This is a genomic window from Micromonospora sp. 067-2 (assembly GCF_046549295.1).
Taxonomy (GTDB): Bacteria; Actinomycetota; Actinomycetes; order Mycobacteriales; family Micromonosporaceae; genus Micromonospora.
Window position 1 is genome coordinate 221,996 of record NZ_JAJPWB010000011.1, and the last position, 17,529, is coordinate 239,524.

Here is a 17,529-nt window from a genome sequence, read left to right on the forward strand (position 1 = left end):
GCGGCCCGGCAGAGGAGGACCGATGACTCCGGTGGACATGACGTGGTCAGGTGCCATGGAGATGGCGCGACCGGTTGACGGTGACCAGCGATGACCCTGATCTACCTGCTTGGTGCGCTGTCGGTGCTGGTGCCGGCCGTTCTGATCCCCGTGGTCGTCACCCGTTGGGTGCCCGCCGTGCAGGAGAGCCGGGCGGCGGGCCGCCTACGCGCCGCGGTGGCCGGGCTCACCGACGCTCTCGGCCGGATCGGGGCGGCCCTCGTCGTCCTGCTCGCCGGGTGCGCGGCCGTGGTGGCGGTCTGCTGGCCGCTCGGCGAGGCGCTGTCCCGGCTGGAACCATCCGTCGATCATTCGGTCTTCGACCATGTCCATGCCCACCGTGTCGAGACGTGGGGCGACATCAACTCGTTCGTCACGGCGATCGGCGACCGGTACCCGCTCAAGTGGGTCACCGTGGTCGCGGCAATTGCCTTCGCCGTCGCGTGGCGACGCCGCCGGTGGTGGATTCCGCTGGTGGCCATGCCGTTGCAGTTCGTCGTCGAGCAGTACACCCAGCAGATCCTGGCGCTCACCGTGAAGCGGGGTCACCCGCCCACCGACGTCGGCACCTATCCCTCCGGCGGCTGCGCACGGGTCATGCTCACCTTCGGCATCATCGCGGTGCTGGCCGGACTGACCTGGAACATTCCTCGGCGCGGCCGGATCGCCATCGCAGCCGCGCTGGCCGTGCTGGTGTCCGTGGAGGGTTACACCCGGATCTATGCCGAGAAGCACTGGCTCACGGATGTGCTCGGTGGCTGGATCTTCGGGACTCTGCTGCTCGGCGTGTTGGCGCTGACGGTTCTCGTGGCCGAGGGTCGGGTCCCTGCACCGATCCGACCCGGAAGCGCGGTGCCCGTCGACGTCCCGGCCACCACCGGCTGACCAGACGCCGACATGAGCACGCGACGGCGGAGGGCCGTCGGACATTTGACAGACAGTGCTCGTCTCGTCGAGCTGGGTAACTGAACGCCCGATCGGCGGATGTCGCCGGCCAGTATCGGCGAGGCACGCTACCCGCGATCCCGTCCATCTTGGAGGCGTAACGTGCCCGAAGTTCCGCTCTCTCACCGATCTGCCGGCTTCCGGATCCGCGCGGCCGTGGTCGTCCTGGTGACCGCCGCCGCCGTGCTCACCGTGCCGTCGACGGCCCCGGCGGCCGTCGTGCCCGCACCCGAGACGGCAACCCTGGTGTCGACCAACCCCGCCGACAACACGCCGCACGGCCGCGACGGCGAGAGCCGCGCCTTCGCCGAGGTCGGCTCACAGGTGTACGTGGGGGGCAGCTTCACCCAGATCCGGCAGAACGCCAGCGCGGCGTGGATCACCCAGAGCTATCTGTTCGCGTACGACCGGGCCAGCGGAACCATCTCGACCACATTCCTGCCGGCGCTCGACGGCCCGGTCAACACCCTGCTCGCCGGCCCGAACGGCTCACTTCTGGTGGGTGGCGGATTCAAGACCGTCAACGGCGTCTCCCGGTTGAACCTCGTGGCGTTGAATCCGACGACCGGGGCGACCATCGGCAGCTGGGTCGGTCGCTCCGACGGCGGCATGATCCGGAAGATGGTGCTGCGCGGCAACTGGCTCTACGTCGCCGGAGCGTTCAACTGGTTGAACGGTACGGCCCACTCCGGACTGGGCCGGCTGAACGCCACCACCGGTGCGATCGACCCGACCTTCGCCATCAACGCCACCGTCGGGCGGCACGGCACCGGGTCGTACGGCTGGACGATCGACGTCACCCCGGACGGCCGGACCATGATCGCGGGCGGCAACTTCACCCTGGTGAACGGGCTGTCGCGGAACCAGATGGCGATGATCGACCTTTCCGGCACCCCGACGGTGCTGGACTGGAGCACCGAGAAGTTCGTCCCGCCGTGTGCGGCACCCACGACCTTCGTGCACTACGTACAGAACCTGAAGTTCAGTGCGGACGGCACGTGGTTCGTGGTCGGCACCAATGGCGGTGCCGGCTGGCCGGCCGCGTACTGCGACGTGCTGATCCGCTTCGAGACCGCGAACCGGGGTGGCGGCCAGCTCGGCACGTGGGTCGACTACACCGGCAACGACACCATCACCTCGGTGGAGGTGGCCGACAACGTCATCTACCTGGGCGGGCACTTCCGCTGGCTGAACAACCCGAACGCCACCGACGCGGCCGGTGACGGTGCGATCGACCGGCTCGGGATCGCCGCCGTCACCCCGGCGACCGGCCTGCCGGTGGCCTGGAACCCGGGCCGCCGGGGCAGCGCGTCCATGCCCGCCGGCACCAGCAACTGGGGTTCGCAGGTGCCGGTGCTCTGGCGGGGCAGCGACGGGCTCTACTTCGGGCACAACTCGGACGGCATGGGCAGCGAGTACCACGGACGGCTCGGAATGTTCCCGCTGGCCGGCGGTCGCACCGTCGCCCCGAAGAACCCGCCGACCGCGACCACCGGCAACCTCTACCTGGGCACGGGTGAGGGTCAGTTGGCCAAGGCGTCGTTCAACGGTACGAGTGTCGGCACCCCGACCACGGTCAGCCAGCCCACCTACACCAACGCCGGGGCGACCTGGCGGGTGAGCGACCGCATCTACTGGGCACACACGGTGGCCGGCACCCCCACCGGCAGCCGGATCGACGTCTCGATGTTCAACGGCGGCGCCGTGGGCGTGCCGTGGGAGTCGTCGGGGTTCAACGACTGGTTCAACGCGGCGGGCATGACCGGCGCGTTCTACCTCAACGGCCGGCTCTACTACACCCGCAGCGGTGCAAACGCGCTCTACTACCGCTACTTCGAGATCGACGGCAACTACCTGGGCGCCACCGAGTTCAGCCTGCCCACGACGGGCGTCACCTGGTCGGCGGTGCGGGGCATGGCCTGGGTCGGCGGCCGGATCGTCTACGGCGGGACCGACGGCACACTGCGGAGCGTGTCGTTCGATCCGACGGCCGACCTGGCAGTGGACGTCGCGACCAGCACGGTGATCCCGCCGGTGAGCGGGCTTGCCTGGTCCACGCCGCGGATCTTCTTCTCGGTGCAGTGACGGCTGCCCCGTTCATCGCGGAGAATCGATAGATACAGGCGGGTCGGCGGCGGACCCGTCGCCGGGCCGACGGTTCACAAGGGAACGGTTTCATGGCTGATGCACCTCCCGGTTCCTGGTCGGCCGACACGCTCGGCGGTGGAGGCACGTCGTCCCGGACGGTCACCCTGACCGACCTGCTTCGCGTCCCCCTGCACCGGATCCGGCTGGTGACGGTGGTCGCCGCGATCGGTCTGATCGCCGCCCTCGGTTACGTCTTGCTGCGGCCGAGTGCGGTCACCGCGACCGCGGTGGTGGCGGTACGCCCGGTCGTCACCGACGCGTTCACCCCGAGCGGCGCCGCCGCCGACCGAGCGGTCAACATGAACGTGGAGAGCGGCATCGCCACCGGAACCGAGGTGGTGCAGAAGCTCGCGACAGCGAGTGGCGACGACCAGCGCGACGTGCGCGACGCGCTCGAGGTGGAGGTGCCGGTCGGCGGGCAGATCCTCCGCTTCTCCTACACCGGACGCTCCGCCGACGACGCGGTGAGCAACGTCAACCTCGCCGCGCAGACCTACCTCGACGTGCGTCGGACGATGTACGAGAAGCAGCGCTCCGAGATGCTGGGGCGCTACGACGAGAGCATCGCGGACGTCGACAAGCAGCGGGAGGCGTTGCAGCGGCGGATTGCGGGCGCGCGGGACGGCGCGTTGGACGCCGTGGTCGCCGAACTCGGCGGCACCAACAACCAGCTGACCCAGTTGAAATCGTCCCGGACCGAGATCGCGGCGGTCGATGTCAACCCGGGCTGGATCACCCAGAACGCCGAACAGGTTCTGGTCTCCTCCAACGGGCATCTGCTGCTGTTCGTGCTGGCCGGGCTGCTCGGGGGCGCAATGCTCGGCGTGGTGCTGGCCTACGGCTGGGAGTCCATGGACCGCCGGGTCCGGTCGGTCCACGACGGACGGGACGTGACCGGCCTGCCGCTGCTCGGCACCGTCCGCGGCCGGCGGTTCCCGAGCCGGGCAGCGGCGGTGGACGCCGACATCCGGTACGTGGCGATGGCGATCGCCGAGAGGGTCCGCGAGCCGGCCCGGGTCGCGTTGCTGACCACCCGCGAGGACCAGACCGCCATCACCGCCGGTCTGGCGGTCGCACTCGCCGCGACCGGACGCGACGTCTACGTGGCCGACGACAGCGGGCGCCTCGATCAGTTGCGGGCCCTGGTGCTGGCCGACCGGGACCGGCTGCCCGCGGCTGCCAACCCGGTCCGCCCACTCGTGCCCAAGCCCCGGGCCGCCGGTCCGGTCAGCGGCCGCGACATCACCGGGCAGATCGGAGTCCGCCGTCCGTTGCCGTACCCGGTCGGCGGACGCCCGTCGACGGACCCGGACGCCACCCTCACCCTGCCCCGGGCGACCCCGAGTACGACCGTAGGCGGCACGAACGCGGTCAGGAACAGCGCCGACGAGGTGCCCGTGGGTGCCGGCGGGGTGCGGTTCGGCACGTGGCGGCAGCGCGCGTCGACAGGCGTCGTGCTCCTCAACGCGCCGCCCGCCGAGGCCGACGAGCGTGGCGTCGCGGCGGCCCGCCAGGGCACCGCGGTCGTGGTCGTCGAGCAGGACGGGACCCGCCAGGGCGACCTGCGCCGGCTCGCCGAGCGGCTGCGCGCGGCCGGCGTCACCCCGTTGGGTTTCGTGCTCACCCGCAGCGGACGGGGTTGAGGGTGCCCGTCACCGTCGCCCTGGCCACCAGCGAGCCGGACGGCGGTCCGCCGGCCGTCGCCGCACCGCGGTCACCCGCACCGCCCCGGCTGCCCCGCTGGCCGCTGCTGATCATGTTCGGTCTGGTTCCGCTGTGGTGGCTGGCCGGCGTGTTCTACCTGATCTGGCCACTGCTCGGCGCGGTGCTGTTGGCGATGCTGATCGTCCGGGGGCGGGTGCCGCTGCCACCGGCCACCGGCATCTGGCTGCTGTTCTCGGCCCTGGTGCTGCTCAGCGCCACCCAACTGTCGTCGCCGGTCTCGCTGCTCCCCTTCGGCCTGCGGTTGGGCTTCTACCTCACCGCCCTCGTGGTGGGCGTGTACGCCTATGTCTGTGCTCGGGAGCGAGCCGACCAGGCCGCGGCGCTGATGCCGCTCTGCCTGTTCTGGTTCGGTCTGGTCGCGCTGGGCTGGCTGGGTGTGGTGGCGCCGCGGTTCGCCCTCACCACCCCGATGGAGATACTGCTGCCCGGCGGCGTGGCCAACCACCCGTACGTGCAGGACCTGGTGCACATTACCGCCAGCGAGTACAGCGCTCGGGCGCTCAACCCGATCTACCGGCCGACGGCGCCGTTCCCGTACACCAACAACTACGGCAGCGCGTACGCGCTCACGCTGCCCTGCGTCGTGGCGTACACCATGTTGCGCCGCCACGGGATCCTGCGCTGGGCGCTGCTCGCGTCGCTGCCGCTGTCCCTGGCGCCGGCCTTCCTCACCCTGAACCGGGTGATGTTCGCGAGCCTCGGCGTGGGCCTGGCCGTGCTCGGCGTACGGGCCGCGCTGCGCGGAAACGTCCGGGTGGGCGCGTCCGTCGTCGGGGTGCTGGTCATCGGCGGGCTCACCACGCTGGTGATCCCGGTCGCTGATCTGATCGACGACCGGGTCTCGTCGAGCGACACGAACACCGACCGGATCGCCCTCTACGCGGAGGTCATCCGCCGTATCGGGCACTCACCGTGGCTCGGCTACGGCGCACCCGTCAGCGTGGACACGGTCGCTGCGCCGGTGCCCGTCGGCACCCAGGGGCAGCTCTGGACGGTGCTGTTCAGTCACGGCGTACCGGCGTTGCTCTGCTTCCTGGCCTGGTTCGTGACGGTCGCGATCATCTGCGCCCGGGCCCGCTCGGCGCCGGGGCAGTGGCTGGCGGTGATCCCGGTGGTCTGCCTGGTGCAGATCCCGTTCTACGGCATGGCCGACCCCACTCTGACGATCGCCTACCTCGGGGTCACCGTCGCGATGGCGCTCGCCGAGCGGGAAGCGGGCCCCGGCCGGGCGCACCTGGCACGCCGCACGCGCGGCGGCAGGGCCGTTCCGGGATGACCACCCGCGCCCGCCCGGCAGCCGACCCCACCGTCGCCGAGCCCGCTGCCGACGCCGCCGCGGACGAGCAGCCGACCGACGGGCCGACCGAGGCTCGCCGCAGCGCCCGCAGTGGGCTCGCCGGGCTGGCCGGGGCCGCCACCAACGGTCTGTTCGGCTTCCTGCTGGCGGTCGTCATCACCCGTGGGTACGGCACCGTCGGCTCGGGCGCGTTCTTCACCGCCGTCGGAGTCGTCACCGTCACCGCGGCCGGGTGCACGCTGGGTGCGGAGACCGGGTTGATCTGGACGCTGCCCCGCCGTCGTCCCGGCCGGCGGGGCGACGCCGCCCGGGTGCTGCCGGTGGCGTTCCTGCCGCCGCTGGTGGCCGCGGTCGTGGTCGGCGGCGCCGGGGTGCTCGCCGCTGGAGCGCTCGCACCCCGCCTCCTGGACACCCCGGGCGCCAGCGGTTCGGCCCTGGTCGCGGTCAGCTTCGCCGCCGTGCCCCTGGCCGTGGCGATGACGCTGCTCCTCGCCGTGTTGCGCTGCGTGCGTCCGATCCGGGCGTACGTCGGCGTGCAGTCCGTTCTGGTGCCGGTCGCCCGGACGGTGCTGGTCGGCGCGGCCGCCGTCGTGAGCGGTGGCGTGCTGGCCGGCATGGTCGGCTGGCTGGTCCCGGCGGCCTTCGCGATCCTGGTCAGCCTGGCCCTGGTGGCCGGTCCGCTGGGCGTCGGTCGTGGTGCGGCGCTGCGCCCCGAGCGGGGCGACTGGTCGGCGTTCTGGCGGTTCGCGCTGCCCCGCGCCGCATCCGCGGCGATCGACGCCAGCGCCGTGTGGGTGGGCGTGCTGCTCACCTCGGTGCTCGCCGGGCAGGCCGACGCCGGTGTGTTCGGTGCGGTCGGCCGCTACGTCCTGGCCGGGCAACTGGCCATGCAGGGGCTCCGGGTGGCGGTGTCGCCGCAGCTGTCCCGGCTGCTGGGGCGCGGCGAGCTGGCCGCCGCCGCGGCGGTGCACCGGCAGATGACCACCTGGGCGCTGGTGTTGTCCTGGCCGATCTACCTGCTGCTCGCCGTGTTCGGGCTGGCGTTCCTCCAGCTCTTCGGGCCCGAGTTCACCGCCGGTGCCACCGCGATGACCGTGCTCGCCCTGGCCATGCTGGTCAACACCGGCGTGGGAAACGTGCAGAGCCTGCTGCTGATGGGTGGGCGCAGCGGCCTGCACCTGGCCGCGACGGTGGCGGGGCTGCTGGTCACGGTCTCCCTCGGGTGGTGGCTGATCCCCGAGTACGGCGTCACGGGCGCCGCCGTCGCCTGGGCGGCCGGCATCGCCACCGAGAACCTCACCGCCTTCGGCTGCGCCCGGGCGGTGATCGGTCAACCCCTGGGCGACGTGACGCTGGCACGAGCCGCGGCGGGAGTGGTCGTCGCGGTGGGGATCGCCGCCCTGGTCGGCGTGCTCGCGGGCGGCCGGGGGATCAGCGGTCTGCTGGTGGCGCTCAGCGTGCTGGCCGCCGGTTGCGTCGGCTTGGTGACGCTGCCCCCGGTTCGGCGGCGCCTTGGGGTGACCATGAGGCAGCTCCGTGATGGGCAGGGGGCGGCGTCGGCTGCCACCGGTGTCACCGCGGCGTCGACGAGGGGAAGGTGAGGTCCGCCGTGTCGTCCATCCGGGACCGGATGAAGCAGCTCGTACCGACTCAGGTGACCAGCCGGGTGAAGGACTCCCTGGTCGACTACGGGGTGCGCACCAGCGATCGGCGGCCCCTGCCGGATTTCCTCGTCATCGGCACCAAACGGGGCGGCACCACCTCCCTGTGGAACTACCTGATCCAGCACCCGCTGGTGCCACGGCTCTTTCCGGCCTGGAACACCAAGTCCTCGCACTACTTCGAGGAGAACTGGCGCCGGGGTGAGTCCTGGTACCGCTCGCACTTCCCGACCGAGCGGCAGCGGGCGGCGCTGGAGGGCCGACACGGCGGGCCGGTACGGGTCGGTGAGGCCGCCCCGCTGTACATGTTCCACCCGCTGGCCGCGGGGCGCGTCGCCGCGCTGATGCCGTCGGTGCGGCTGATCGTGCTGCTCCGCGACCCGGTCGAGCGGGCGTACTCGCACTGGAAGGAGCGGCGGACGCACGGCATCGAGTCGCTGGCCTTCGCCGACGCGCTGGCCGCCGAGGAGGAGCGGACGGCGGGGGAGCGGGAGCGGTTGATCACCGAGCCGGAGTACGTCAGCGAGCCCTACGACTGGTACACCTACCGCGCCCGGGGGCGCTATCTGGAGCACCTGGAGCCGTGGTTGGACCGGTTCGACCGGGCGCAGATCCTCTTCCTGCCCAGCGAGGACCTCTATCGCGACGCTCGGCTCACCTACCGTCGCACGTTGGACTTCCTCGGGCTGCCCGCGCACGACCTGCCGAGCTTCCCGGTCTACAACGATCGGCGCTCCGCTGCGTTGGAGCCGGCACTGCGGGCGGAGCTGACCGCGTACTACCGGCCGTACAACGACGCGCTGCGGCAGCGGCTCGGGCTGGATCTGGACTGGCCGGGGCGGCCGGCGTGACCGCCGAGGTCGTCGCGTCCACCGACCCGCGTACCCGCAGCGACGGGCTGGGCTGGGTGAGTCGGGCGCTCTTCGGCGACGAACGCGTAGCGCTGACCGCGGACGGCGGCCCGCCGGCCGGTCATCGCGCCGTGGCCCGGTACGCGGTCGTTCCGTCGCTGGCCCGGGCCCGGTTCCTGCTGCCGCTCGGCGCGCCACGGGCCACCGCGGCGTCGCTGCTGGCGTACAACGCGTTGCGCCCACCGAGGGTGCGCGCCGTTCGGGCCGTGCTCGGCGGGCTGTCCCGGGTCGGCGCGCTACGGCGGGCCTTTCCCACCCTCACCGTCTCGATGCCGGCCGGCGGCGAGGCCAGCGAGCTGCTGCTGGCCGAGCGGCTCGCCGTCGCTCTCGGCGGCGCGCCGCTGCACGCGGCGTGCGGGGTGCGCCCACCGGACCCGAACCACAAGCCCACCCTTCAGCTCTTCACGGTCGACGGCCGGCCCCGCGGGTACGCGAAGATCGGCTGGAACGGCGCCACCCGGGCGCTCGTCACCGCCGAGATCGCCGCGCTGCGTGCGTTGGCCGAGGTGACCGGTGTCCCCGACCATCCGGGAACGCCCCGACTGCTGGCCCAGCTCGACTGGGCAGGGCAGATGGTCGCGGTGGTCGAGCCGCTGCCGTCGCGCGTCCGCGGTGTTCCGGTCACCGACCGGCCACGGATCGCCGCCCTGCTCGCGGTCGCCCGCAGGGGTGCCCCGCCGGCCCCGCCCCGCCCACTGGCCGGCTCACCATTTCTCGCCCGGCTGGCCACCGAGGCGGCCCGGGCGGCCTCGGCGACCTCGTCCGGTGCGCGGGCCGTCGCCGCGGTGACCGGGTTGGAACGCCGGCATGGACAGACCGCGGTCGAGTTCGGGCACTGGCATGGTGACTGGGTGCCGTGGAACCTCGGCCTGCACGACGGACGGCTGGTGGCCTGGGACTGGGAGCACAGTGGGCAGGAGGTCCCGCTCGGCTTCGACCTGGCACACGACGCGTTCCAACGGGCCGTGGTGCTGCGCGGGGAACCGGCCGGCACGGCCGCGGAGGCCGTCGACGCCCAGCTCGACCGCTACGGCGACCGGCTGGGGCTCGGGCCGACTCAGCGCCGTCTGGTGGCTGATGGCTACCTGCTGGAGTTGTGGTTGCGGACCTGGCGGTTGGCCGAGGGCGGGGCGGGCTGGAACGCGACACTGCACCCCGCCCTGCTGGACATCGTCACGAAACGACATATGGCTTGATTCCGACAAAGCGCCACGCCGGTAGTTGTTGACCACCGGCCAAGCGTGACGGAAGAATCGCTTGTGGTGATGGTGGTCGATGTGCAGTCGGGCAACCATCGTGCGGGACGGCCCATGCGGGAAGATCGACCGCTCATCCCGGTCGCCCCTACCACGGCCGGTCGCCCTGTGGTCTGCTTCTGCGAGGCGGCCGACCGAAATCCAAGCGGACTTGTGGGGAGTCGCGTGGACACGAGGACTGAGGACGGAGGGCTCCCGGTTCTGCTGCTGGTTGGTTCCAGTGGCGGTCACCTGGCCCAACTGCTGGCGCTGCGCTCCTGGTACGAAGACCGGCCCCGATGTTGGGTCACCTTCGACACGCCCGAGGCGGTGTCGCTGCTGACCGGAGAGGACCTGGTGCCGGCACACCACCCGACCACCCGCAACGTGCCGAACCTCCTGCGCAACGCGCTGCTCGCCTGGCGGGTGCTGCATCGCCGGCGGGTCGCCGCGGTGGTCACCACCGGCGCCGGGGTTGCCGTCCCGTTCGTGGTGCTGGCCCGACTGCGTCGCGTCCCCACCGTCTACATCGAGGTGTACGACCGGATCGACACCCCGACGATGACCGCTCGGCTCTGCCGACCGTTCCTCTCCGCGATGCTCGTGCAGTGGGATGAGCAACGCCGGCAGTACCCGGAGGCGACCGTCGTGGGGACGCTGCTGTGAGCGGGGAGGCGACCACCGGCACGGCACCTGACGCTCCGCCCGCCGCCCCCCGCCCGGTGCCGCACCCGACCCGGCCGCCCGCATGCCCGGACTCGGCGTTGGCGCCCCGGCAGCGGGATCGCGCCGCCCGGCTCCAGTTGCTGGTCGCCGTTGGCACCGACACACATCCCTTCGACCGGCTGGTCGACTGGCTGGACGAGTGGCACGTCGAGGCCGCCGACCACGTCGGGCTCACCGTCCAGCACGGGCACACCCGCGCACCCGCGGTGCCCGGCGCGGTGCCGTTCCTCGGCTACGACGCGCTGCAGGCCGCGATGGCCGACGCCGACCTGGTGGTCTGCCACGGCGGCCCGGCGACCATCCTGGAGGCCCGTCGACACGGTCACCTGCCGATCGTTGTCCCGCGCGACCCGGCTCGCGGCGAACACGTCGACGACCACCAGTTGCTCTTCGCCCGCCGGCTCGGCGCGGCCGGCATGGCCACGCTCTGCGAGACCCGTCAGGACCTGCGCGACGCGCTGGCCGCCGGGCTGGCCGACCCGACCCGCTTCGCGGTCGCCGCCGACCCGCAGAATGCCGACGCACGGCACGCCGCCGTGACCCTGGTCGGGCAGATCGTGGACGGGCTGGTGGCCACCGCATCCGGGCGGCGCCGGGCCTGGTGGCGCCCCTGGGATCGGCCCGGTCGCCCCCGGGGGCGGGACCGGTGACGGCACCGCCCACGGTCACCGTCGTGGTGCCCACCCGGGATCGACCGGAGCTGCTCCGCGCCGCGGTCCGGGCCATCCTCGACCAGGACCATCCCGGCGCCATCGAGGTCGTGGTCGTCCACGACCACTGCGAACCGGACGGGTCGCTGATCGAGCTGTCCCGGCCCGACCGCGCCGTCCGGGTGATCCGTAACAGCCGCACCCCGGGGCTCGCCGGGGCGCGCAACTCGGGCACCCTGGCGGCCGAGGGTGAGCTGGTCGCGTTCTGCGACGACGACGACGAATGGCTGCCAGGCAAACTCACCGCCCAGATCGCCGCGCTCGCCGCCGCGCCGCAGGCAGAGTTCGTCAGCTGCGGCATCCGGGTCAGCTACGACGGGCACACCGTTGACCGGGTGCTCGACACCGACCGGGTCACTCTGGCCGGCCTGCTGCGGGACCGGATGACCGAGCTGCACCCGTCCACCTTCCTGATCCGCGCCGCGGCCCTGCGCAACGGGTTCGGGCTGGTCGACGAGGAGATTCCGGGCAGCTACGCGGAGGACTACGAGTTCCTGCTCCGGGCCGCCCGCAGCGCCCCGCTGGTCAACCTGCCCACCCCCTTCGTGCTGGTGCGCTGGCACCAGCGGTCGTACTTCGCGCAGCGCTGGGACACCATCTCCACGGCGTTGCAGTGGCTGCTCGAGCGTTACCCGGAGTTCGGCACCCAGCCGGCCGGCGAGGCGCGGGTGACCGGGCAGATCGCCTTCGCCCGGGCCGCGTCCGGGGACCGGCAGGGCGCGCTGCGCTGGGCGCGGCGGACCATCCGGCGCAACCCGCGCGAGCCGCGCGCGTACCTCGCGCTCGCGGTGGCCGGGCGGGTGGTCCGGGCCGATGCTGTCCTGCGCACCCTGCACAGGCGGGGCCGGGGCATCTGAGTCCGCGCTCGGCGCCTCGACGGCGGAGTTGTCCAAGTACGGCCGACGCGGCCCATGGACTGCTGGTTGCCCGTCAGGCGCCGGGCCGGCCAACCGCGCTGGCACGGTCTGCCGGTGGGTCTGCGGGGTGGGGCGCAGGCCGGTCGACCGACGGAGGTGACGCTGTCGGCGCTGGTGCGACATCGCTGGGGGCCTGCGGCGGCCGGGGCTCGTCAACCGGCGGCCAGCCGGCCGACCAGACGTGGCGTTGCCGCCAGATCGACACCCAGTCGACGCTACCGGCCCGCTCCGCGGCGAGCAGTGTCCTGCCGACGGCCCGCAGCCCGACTCCTGCGGCCAGCAGGCCGATGCCGAGCCGGGCCCGTGGCGCTGACCAGTGACGGCGGACGTAGGTGGCCTTGCCCCGGAGGATGTTCACCCGCTGCCCCTCCGAACTCGACGACGCGCCACCGACGTGGATCACGGCGGCGTCAGGGGTGAGCACCGGCCGGGCGCCGAGGGCGGTGGCCCGAGCCGCCAGGTCGATGTCGTCGCTGTACAGGAAGAACTGCGGGTCGAAGCCGCCAAGCTGGTAGAACAGATCGCGCTCGATGAGCAGGAGACAGCCGGAGACCGCCGGTACGTCACGTGCCGACCGCCGGTCGTACCGAGGCAGGCCCTCGGGATTCGCCCAGTGGTAGCGGGAAAAGACGGTCGACAGGCCGGTGGCGAAGGTGACGTGGCTCCACAGGCTCGGCAGCCCCCAGCAGGAATACCCGTCGTCCGTGCCGTCGACGTGCAACGTCCGTCCGGTATAGACGCGGTGACCCGGCTGCCGCCGGGCGAACGTGAGGAGGTCGGTGACCGGGTGGCCGACCGGTACGGTGTCCGGGTTGAGCAGCAGGAGGTAATCCCCGTCGCTTCCGACCGCGCCCCGGTTGACGCCGCGGCCCCAGCCCACGTTCTCGGCCAGTCGGATCAGCCGTACCTCGGGGAAGTGCTCGGCGATTGCGTCGGCGGAACCGTCGAGCGAGGCGTTGTCGACAACGGTGATGTCGAACCGGACGTCTGGGGTTCGACTGTCGATGAGCTCCCCCAGACAGCGCAGGGTCAGGTCGCGGGTGTTGTACGAGACGATGACGACCGAGACGTCGGGCCGGCTCACAGCGGCTCCCCGGCCTGGATTGGCAACCGGTCTACCGATCCGAGGGTGGGGAGGGGGTCTGTCGACGCCGCGATGCCGGTTCCGGTCTCCGGCGTCGTCCGGCCGGTGGGCGATGCCGCTGCCGGACCGGCGACTGTCGGCACGCCCGTCCCAGCCGCGAACCGGTCCGCCGGGTCGGGCCGGGGGCGGAGCCGCTTCCGGGCGCTCACCGCGAGCAGTTCCAGCGCGAACGGAAGATCGTGTACGAGGTACCGGCGCATCAGCCGCGCCGGCTCGCTGGCCAGGCGATGCGCCCACTCGAGCCCGGACCGTTGCATCCACAGCGGAGCCCGGCGATAGGTACCCGCCACGAAGCCGATGGCCGCGCCACAACCCAGGAACCAGGAATTGGGCAACAGGGGGCGGAGCCGGGCGATCACCCGTTCCTGCTTGGGAAAGCCGAGCCCGACGAACACCAGGTCCGGTCGGGCCGCGACCACGGTGGCGCAGGCCGCCTCGAGCTGGTCGGGTCGGGTGTCGAAGCCGAACGGCGGGCTGAGGTGTCCGGCGATCCGCAACCGCGGGATCCGGGACCGCATGACCTGTTCGGCGCGGCTCGGGGTGCCGGGTGCGCCGCCCATCAGGTAGATGGAGCGGTCCTGCTCGGCCAGTGCCGCCGACAGGCTCCAGATCAGGTCTGAGCCGGGAACGCGGGCCGGTAGCGGATTTCCGGCGATCTGGCTGGCCCAGATCAGCGGCTTCCCGTCGGCCACGATAAGGCTCGCCAATTCTACGTGCGCCCGTGATTCCCGATCTCGACGAGTTCGACGCAGGATGTCCACATTAGGGGTGACGATCTGTCCACCCCGACCCGCGTCGAGTTCGGTGACGACGTGCCGGATCACGTCCTTCTCCTGTATCGGGTCGAAACCAATTCCGTAGACGTCGACCCGGCTTCCGACACGAGAACCGTGCGCATGGGGGGGCATGGGAAAGAAATCTACCGACGCCGTGCGCGCAGACAAGGCATCGAACGGGCAGCAACTGTGGGCTTCCGTGAGGCACTCTAGGCCATTCGACCGGTTGTTGGTTCATCTTTGGTGCTGGCAACATCGTTGCGTGCGAATCAGTGTCATCATGCCCGCCTTCAATGAAGCAGCCGGAATCGGTGGAGTCCTGCGGCACTTGCTCGAATCTCCGCAATTCGGCACGGACATGGAGGTCGTCGTCGCAGCGAATGGGTGCACTGACGACACTGCCGCGGTCGCCCGTTCGTTGGGCGTACACGTTCTGGAAATCTCGACGCCGTCCAAAGCCGCCGCACTAAACGCCGCCGACCAGGCAACAAGCGGTGATGTGCGGGTCTATGTGGACGCCGACGTGCCCGTCACGGCCGAATTGTTACGCCAGCTCGCCGCCACCGTCAGCCGGCCCGGAATCGTCGCGGCGGTACCCCGGCCACTGATCGACACCTCGGGTAGCGCCTGGCCCGTCCGCGCCTACTACGCGATGAACGCCAGACTGCCGGTGTTCCGCAACCGCCTGTTCGGGCGCGGGATCATCGCGCTCTCCGCCGAGGCGAGGTCCCGCTTCGATCGGTTCCCCGAGATCACGGCCGACGACATGTTCCTCGACTCGGTCGTGGGCGCGGACGAGAAGGTGGAGATCACGGCGGTGGTACGGGTGCGCGCGCCGCAGCGCACGGGTGATCTCATCCGCCGTGTGGCCCGCGCGCGGGACGGCAACAGCGAGTTCTGGCGCTTCGTCCGCGCGGCCCCGCCCGAGTATGGCCTGCCGGCCGACCCGGTGACTGGCCCCAGTTCCTGGTCCTGGCTCCGGCACGTTCTGCTCCGGGCGCCCTGGCTGCTGCCGGCGGCGGCCTGCTACGTCGCGATCATCCTGCTGGCCGAGGCGAAGCGGCGTACCCCTGGATGGAGCGTGCGCTCCGGCTGGGGACGGCAGGAATCCCCCCAACTCCGGCGGTAGTGCTCGCTCGGCGGATGGCCATTCTCAAGTATCCATTAAGTCTCACGGAGGGCCGTACCTGATCAGCTGCTGCTCCTCGTTGGTCCAGGCAGCGGTGACTGGCGACAACAGCGGAAGCTGTCCGCGACAGTCAATCGCACTGGGGAGGGGTTTCCACTTCGGCCATACGGAGTGGCGGCAGTAAGAGATCTAGCCCGAAAGGTGCCAAGCCTCGTGGAACGCCAGCATCCTCCCGCTCCTCAGGACCCCCGGCCGCACGCCGGCGACGCCTCCCCGCCACCGGGGCTTCCCCCGCGTCGCGGGCGCTCGATCTTCACCATCGTTGCGGCCCTGGCCATCGTGGCGTCGGCAACGGTCATCGCCGCCGGTGCCACGACCAACCGACCCGGAACCTATTCCTTCTTCGCCGGAGAAGACGTCTCCCGCGTTCCCACCGATCCCGATACCCAGCCCGTCGAGCTCGGCCTGCGCTTCACCTCGAGAAGCATCGGAACTCTGACCGCCGTCCGGATTCTCACGGCGAACGGTTCCGGAACCTCGCACCCGGTCAATGTCTGGTCCGCGAGCGGCCAGAAGCTGGCTACGGCGACCTCGACCAACGAGTCGCGCTCGGGCTGGCAGGAGGTGAGGCTTCCGACGCCGCTCCGGATCGAGGCCGGCCAGGAGTACGTCGTCTCCTACCACACCTCTCGGTATCGGGCGACGCAGGAATTCTTCAAGCGCACCGTCACGTCCGGTCCACTGTTCACATCAGGCAGCGCGGGCGTCTACGCATACGGCAACGGGGGCTTTCCCACGTCGACCTGGAAGGCCAGCAACTACTGGGTGGATGTCGTCTTCGCTCCCGCCGTGGGCGGTTCGCCCTCCCCGACTGCCACCGCCCGTCCAACCACCTCGCCGACCCGTGTCCCGTCGGCGCCCCCGTCGCCGACGCGCCCGCCGACCCCGACGCCGGCCGACCCGCTGGCCCTACCCCGCGTTGCCTGGGAGGGCGGGCCCGCCTACTACGCGGCGCACCCGGTCGCCCGGGCAGCCGGCTGGACCAACCCCGCCTTCTTCCCGATCGGCGTCTGGCAGGAGAGCGTCATCGAGGCGCGGGACGCGGCCCTGGACAAGAGCGCTGGAATCAACACGTACGTGGCACCAACCGACAACAGCAACCTGCGGCTCATCGAGGCTGCCGGGATGAGCGTGATCGGGGGCAACAGCCGGCAGGTCAGTCCGTCGACCGTCGGCTGGTCGCTGTCCGACGAGGTCGACATGTGGGGCGGCCCGGGCAGCTCCGCCTGGACCGGCAACCACCCCGGCCAGGGACCAGTCTGCCAACCTGCCGACGGTCGCTGCGGATACACGATCCAGGAAACGATGCTCAAGCGGCTCCCCGCGGACGGGCGGCTGCGGTACGCCAACTACGGCAAGGGCGTGATGTTCTGGGAGACCGATGCCGAGGCGGGCCGGTTCGTCAACAGCTACACCAGCGTGGTCTCCAACGACATCTACTGGTACACGGATCCGGGCGTATGCGAGTCCCCCTCCGAGGGGCCCGGCATCGGTGTACGACGGGAGTACTGCCGGCGCGCCGCGAACTATGGCCGGACCATGGACCGGATGCGCCAGGTGGACGGTGCCGATGGCAAACGTCAGCCGATCTTCGCCTTCGTGGAGGTGGGGCACCCGTTCACAGAGAACGACGCACCGACCATCACCGGTGACCAGGTCGCCGGCGCGGTGATGAACTCGCTGATCCACGAGGCGCGGGGCATCCAGTACTTCAATCACAACTTCGGTGGATCCTGTCTTTCCCAGCACGTGCTGCGCGATCGCTGTGGCGCTGGGGTCCGACCGGTGGTGACCGAGTTGAATCGGCGGGTGAGTCTCCTGGCGCCGGTGCTGAACTCCCAGTCGTACGAGTGGCGGTTCAATCCGAACCTCGACACGATGCTCAAGGCGTACGGGAATTCGTACTACGTCTTCGCGATGCCGGGCCGGACCGGCGGCACGGGTACCCAGACTCTGACGCTGCCGCCCGGGATGAAGGGGGCGCGGGCCGAGGTGCTGTTCGAGAACCGCGCGGTGCCGATCAGCGGTGGCGCAGTGCAGGATGCCTTCGCCCGGGAGTCCGACTACCACATCTACAAGATCACACCGTGACGCCCTGACAGACCC

General features: G+C 71.3%; 14 protein-coding genes. 12 read left to right on the top strand and 2 right to left on the bottom strand.

Annotated features, from left to right (window positions below; translation table 11 throughout):
* The first annotated feature begins 90 nt into the window (after nt 1–90).
* The 10 genes from ACLJN9_RS26000 (at nt 91) to ACLJN9_RS26045 (ending at nt 12,254) form a co-directional block, all read left to right on the top strand.
* On the top strand, nt 91–924 hold the full coding sequence (locus ACLJN9_RS26000; protein WP_410814229.1) for a phosphatase PAP2 family protein: 834 nt from the start codon (nt 91–93) through the stop codon (nt 922–924).
* 204 nt (nt 925–1,128) lie between these two features.
* On the top strand, nt 1,129–3,069 hold the full coding sequence (locus ACLJN9_RS26005; protein ID WP_410814329.1) for a hypothetical protein: 1,941 nt from the start codon (nt 1,129–1,131) through the stop codon (nt 3,067–3,069).
* Nucleotides 3,070–3,161: 92 nt separating this feature from the next.
* Nucleotides 3,162–4,775, top strand: a complete 1,614-nt coding sequence (locus ACLJN9_RS26010) for a lipopolysaccharide biosynthesis protein (protein WP_410814230.1) — start codon at nt 3,162–3,164, stop codon at nt 4,773–4,775.
* A gap of 2 nt (nt 4,776–4,777) precedes the next feature.
* Entirely contained in the window at nt 4,778–6,133 is a 1,356-nt protein-coding gene (locus ACLJN9_RS26015) for an O-antigen ligase family protein (RefSeq protein ID WP_410814231.1), read from the top strand.
* Entirely contained in the window at nt 6,130–7,755 is a 1,626-nt protein-coding gene (locus ACLJN9_RS26020; protein ID WP_410814232.1) for a lipopolysaccharide biosynthesis protein, read from the top strand. The genes ACLJN9_RS26015 and ACLJN9_RS26020 overlap by 4 nt, the downstream gene beginning before the upstream one ends.
* 8 nt (nt 7,756–7,763) lie before the next feature.
* Nucleotides 7,764–8,666: a sulfotransferase domain-containing protein gene (locus tag ACLJN9_RS26025; RefSeq protein WP_410814233.1), complete on the top strand. Its 903-nt coding sequence runs from the start codon at nt 7,764–7,766 to the stop codon at nt 8,664–8,666.
* Nucleotides 8,663–9,922 (top strand): hypothetical protein, encoded by a 1,260-nt coding sequence (locus ACLJN9_RS26030; RefSeq protein ID WP_410814234.1) that lies wholly within the window; start codon nt 8,663–8,665, stop codon nt 9,920–9,922. The genes ACLJN9_RS26025 and ACLJN9_RS26030 overlap by 4 nt, the downstream gene beginning before the upstream one ends.
* 225 nt (nt 9,923–10,147) lie before the next feature.
* Nucleotides 10,148–10,627 carry a UDP-N-acetylglucosamine--LPS N-acetylglucosamine transferase gene (locus ACLJN9_RS26035; RefSeq protein ID WP_410814235.1) on the top strand — a complete coding sequence of 160 codons (480 nt, stop codon included), beginning with the start codon at nt 10,148–10,150 and terminating at the stop codon, nt 10,625–10,627.
* Nucleotides 10,628–10,725: 98 nt separating this feature from the next.
* A complete protein-coding gene (locus ACLJN9_RS26040) occupies nt 10,726–11,337 on the top strand; it encodes a glycosyltransferase (RefSeq protein WP_410814330.1) in 612 nt (203 codons plus the stop codon).
* Nucleotides 11,334–12,254, top strand: coding sequence for a glycosyltransferase family 2 protein (locus ACLJN9_RS26045; protein ID WP_410814236.1), 921 nt, complete (start codon nt 11,334–11,336; stop codon nt 12,252–12,254). Before ACLJN9_RS26040 ends, ACLJN9_RS26045 begins: the two co-directional genes overlap by 4 nt.
* 73 nt (nt 12,255–12,327) lie before the next feature.
* On the opposite strand, the gene ACLJN9_RS26050 is transcribed toward ACLJN9_RS26045, so the two are convergent.
* On the bottom strand, nt 12,328–13,398 hold the full coding sequence (locus ACLJN9_RS26050) for a glycosyltransferase family 2 protein (protein WP_410814237.1): 1,071 nt from the start codon (nt 13,396–13,398) through the stop codon (nt 12,328–12,330).
* Nucleotides 13,395–14,282: a WecB/TagA/CpsF family glycosyltransferase gene (locus ACLJN9_RS26055; RefSeq protein WP_410814238.1), complete on the bottom strand. Its 888-nt coding sequence runs from the start codon at nt 14,280–14,282 to the stop codon at nt 13,395–13,397. The genes ACLJN9_RS26050 and ACLJN9_RS26055 overlap by 4 nt, the downstream gene beginning before the upstream one ends.
* Before the next feature lie 82 nt (nt 14,283–14,364).
* On the opposite strand from ACLJN9_RS26055, the gene ACLJN9_RS26060 reads away from it, so the two are divergent.
* Together ACLJN9_RS26060 and ACLJN9_RS26065 are read left to right on the top strand one after the other, a co-directional pair.
* On the top strand, nt 14,365–15,363 hold the full coding sequence (locus tag ACLJN9_RS26060; RefSeq protein WP_410814239.1) for a glycosyltransferase family 2 protein: 999 nt from the start codon (nt 14,365–14,367) through the stop codon (nt 15,361–15,363).
* A 213-nt stretch (nt 15,364–15,576) separates the two neighbouring features.
* Complete coding sequence (locus ACLJN9_RS26065; protein WP_410814240.1) at nt 15,577–17,514, top strand: DUF4082 domain-containing protein; 1,938 nt, start codon at nt 15,577–15,579, stop codon at nt 17,512–17,514.
* Nucleotides 17,515–17,529: the final 15 nt, after the last annotated feature.